Source organism: Mycoplasma zalophi, assembly GCF_018914005.1.
Lineage (GTDB): Bacteria > Bacillota_I > Bacilli_A > Mycoplasmatales > Metamycoplasmataceae > Metamycoplasma > Metamycoplasma zalophi_A.
This window is the reverse complement of sequence record NZ_JAHMHI010000004.1, coordinates 1-2,641: the sequence shown is the minus strand read 5'-3', so window position 1 is coordinate 2,641 and position 2,641 is coordinate 1. Positions and strand designations below refer to the sequence as shown.

At 45.9% G+C, this 2,641-nt stretch carries 1 rRNA gene; it reads right to left on the bottom strand.

Annotated features, from left to right (window positions below):
• Window positions 1-49: 49 nt before the first annotated feature.
• Window positions 50-2,641 (bottom strand): 23S ribosomal RNA (locus KQ877_RS03450); the annotation flags it as partial.

Sequence of the window (2,641 nt, the reverse complement as noted above, 5' to 3'; positions counted from 1 at the left end):
CTCTGAAAACTGAATAGAAAACTTGTACATTTACCAACATAAAATATAAACTATTAAACCATTGAATTTATTAGTACTGGTCAGCTGAATGTATTACTACACTTACACCTCCAGCCTATCAACCTCATAGTCTATAAGGAATTTCATAGGGAATATTCATCTTTGAGGAGGCTTCCCGCTTAGATGCTTTCAGCGGTTATCCTTTCCGTACTTGGCTACCCAGCTATGCTTCTGGCGAAACAACTGGAACACCATCGGTACGTCCACTCCGGTCCTCTCGTACTAAGAGCAGCTCTCATCAATATTCCAACGCCCACATCAGATAGGAACCGAACTGTCTCACGACGTTCTGAACCCAGCTCGCGTACCGCTTTAATGGGCGAACAGCCCAACCCTTGGAACCGACTCCAGCTCCAGGATGCGATGAGCCGACATCGAGGTGCCAAACCTTCCCGTCGATGTGATCTCTTGGGGAAGATAAGCCTGTTATCCCCGGGGTAGCTTTTATCCGTTGAGCGACGGCCTTTCCATGAAGTACCGCCGGATCACTAAGTCCTGCTTTCGCACCTGCTCGACTTGTAGGTCTCACAGTCAATCACACTTTTACCTTTATGCTCTACATACAGTTTCTGACTGTATTGAGTGTAACTTTGAACGCCTCCGTTACCCTTTAGGAGGCGACCGCCCCAGTCAAACTACCCACCACGCACTGTCCTCCTACCAGATAATGGTAGCAAGTTAGAATTTCAAATTAACAAGGGTGGTATTTCAAGGATGACTCCACTTGGACTAGCGTCCAAGCTTCAAAGTCTCCCACCTATCCTACACATGTTAAGCCAAAATTCAATACGAAGTTATAGTAAAGCTCCACGGGGTCTTTTCGTCTTGATGCGGGAACCCAGCGTTTTCACTGGGACCATAATTTCACCGAGTCCAATGTTGAGACAGTTAAGAGATGATTGCGCCTTTCGTGCAGGTCAGTATTTAGCCGACAAGGAATTTCGCTACCTTAGGACCGTTATAGTTACGGCCGCCGTTCACCCGGGCTTCAAATCAGTGCTTCGCATAGCTAACACATCATCTTAACCTTCGGGCACTGGGCAGGCGTCACCCTATATACATCGTCTTACGACTTAGCATAGAGCTGTGTTTTTGATAAACAGTTCCCCCTCACATTTTACTGCGGCCAATATTTCTATTGGCATCCCTTCTTGCGAACTTACGGGATAATTTTGCAGAGTTCCTTAACATTGGTTTTCTCGCTCGCCTTAGAATACTCATCTTGGGGACGTGTGTTCGTTCTCGGTACAGGTCCCTTAAAGCTTAAGTTAGAAGCTTTTTTAAGAAGCATGGAATCACATAATTCATTACTTTGTTGCCATTTCACTATGCATCACATCTCAAGGTTAAGTTACTAGGGATTTGCCTCCAGTAACCCTCTAAATGCTTACCCCACAATCCGATAAGTGGTAATGCTATCCTTCTCCGTCACTCCATCACACTTTAAGGAAGTACAGGAATATTAACCTGTTGTCCATCGGCTACGCCTTTCGGCCTCGTCTTAGGTCCTGACTAACCCTGGGTGGACGAACCTTGCCCAGGAAACCTTCCCCAATAGGCGTCAGAGATTCTCACTCTGAATCGTTACTCATACCGGCATTCTCACTTCTAAGCGCTCCACTAGTCTTCACAGTCTAGCTTCAATGCCCTTAGAACGCTCTCCTAACGCATTTACATGCCCGTAGCTTCGGTATTGTGTTTTAGTCCCGTTAAATTATTGGCACAGGATCTCTCGACTAGTGAGCTATTACGCACTCTTTAAACGATGGCTGCTTCTAAGCCAACATCCTAGCTGTTTAAGAAATCCCACAACCTTTCTCACTTAACACAATTTTGGGACCTTAGCTGACGATCTGGGTTGTTTCCCTCGCGAGCATCGACGTTATCACCGATGTTCCGACTGCATAGCAATACATAATGGTATTCGGAGTTTGATTATAGTCAGTACAGCTAGGCGCCGCCATTCCATATTCAGTGCTCTACCCCCATTATTTAACACTACACGCTAGCCCTAAAGCTATTTCGAAGAGAACCAGCTATCTCCAAGTTCGATTGGAATTTCACCCCTACCCACAAGTCATCCGGGCACTTTTTAGCGTACTACGGTTCGACCCTCCGCTTAGTTTTACCTAAGTTTCAGTCTGCTCATGGGTAGATCACCTGGTTTCGGGTATATAACAACATACTAAAGCGCCCTATTCAGACTCGATTTCTCTACGGCTTCGCTTTATTCTACTTAACCTAGCATGCTGTCATAACTCGCCGGTCCATACTGCAAGATGTACGCCATCACCCATTAACGGGCTCTGACTAACTGTAAGTAATTGGTTTCAGAATCTATTTCACTCCCCTCTCGGGGTTCTTTTCACCTTTCCCTCACGGTACTAGTTCACTATCGGTGTCTGGTTAGTATTTAGCCTTACCGGATGGTCCCGGCAGATTCAGACAGGGTTTCACGTGCCCCGCCCTACTCGGGATTCAACTAAGAGATTCATAAATTTCGCGTACGGGACTTTCACCCTATATTGTGGAGCATTCCAACTCCTTCTGCTATCTATGAATTTTGTAACTCTATGTAAGT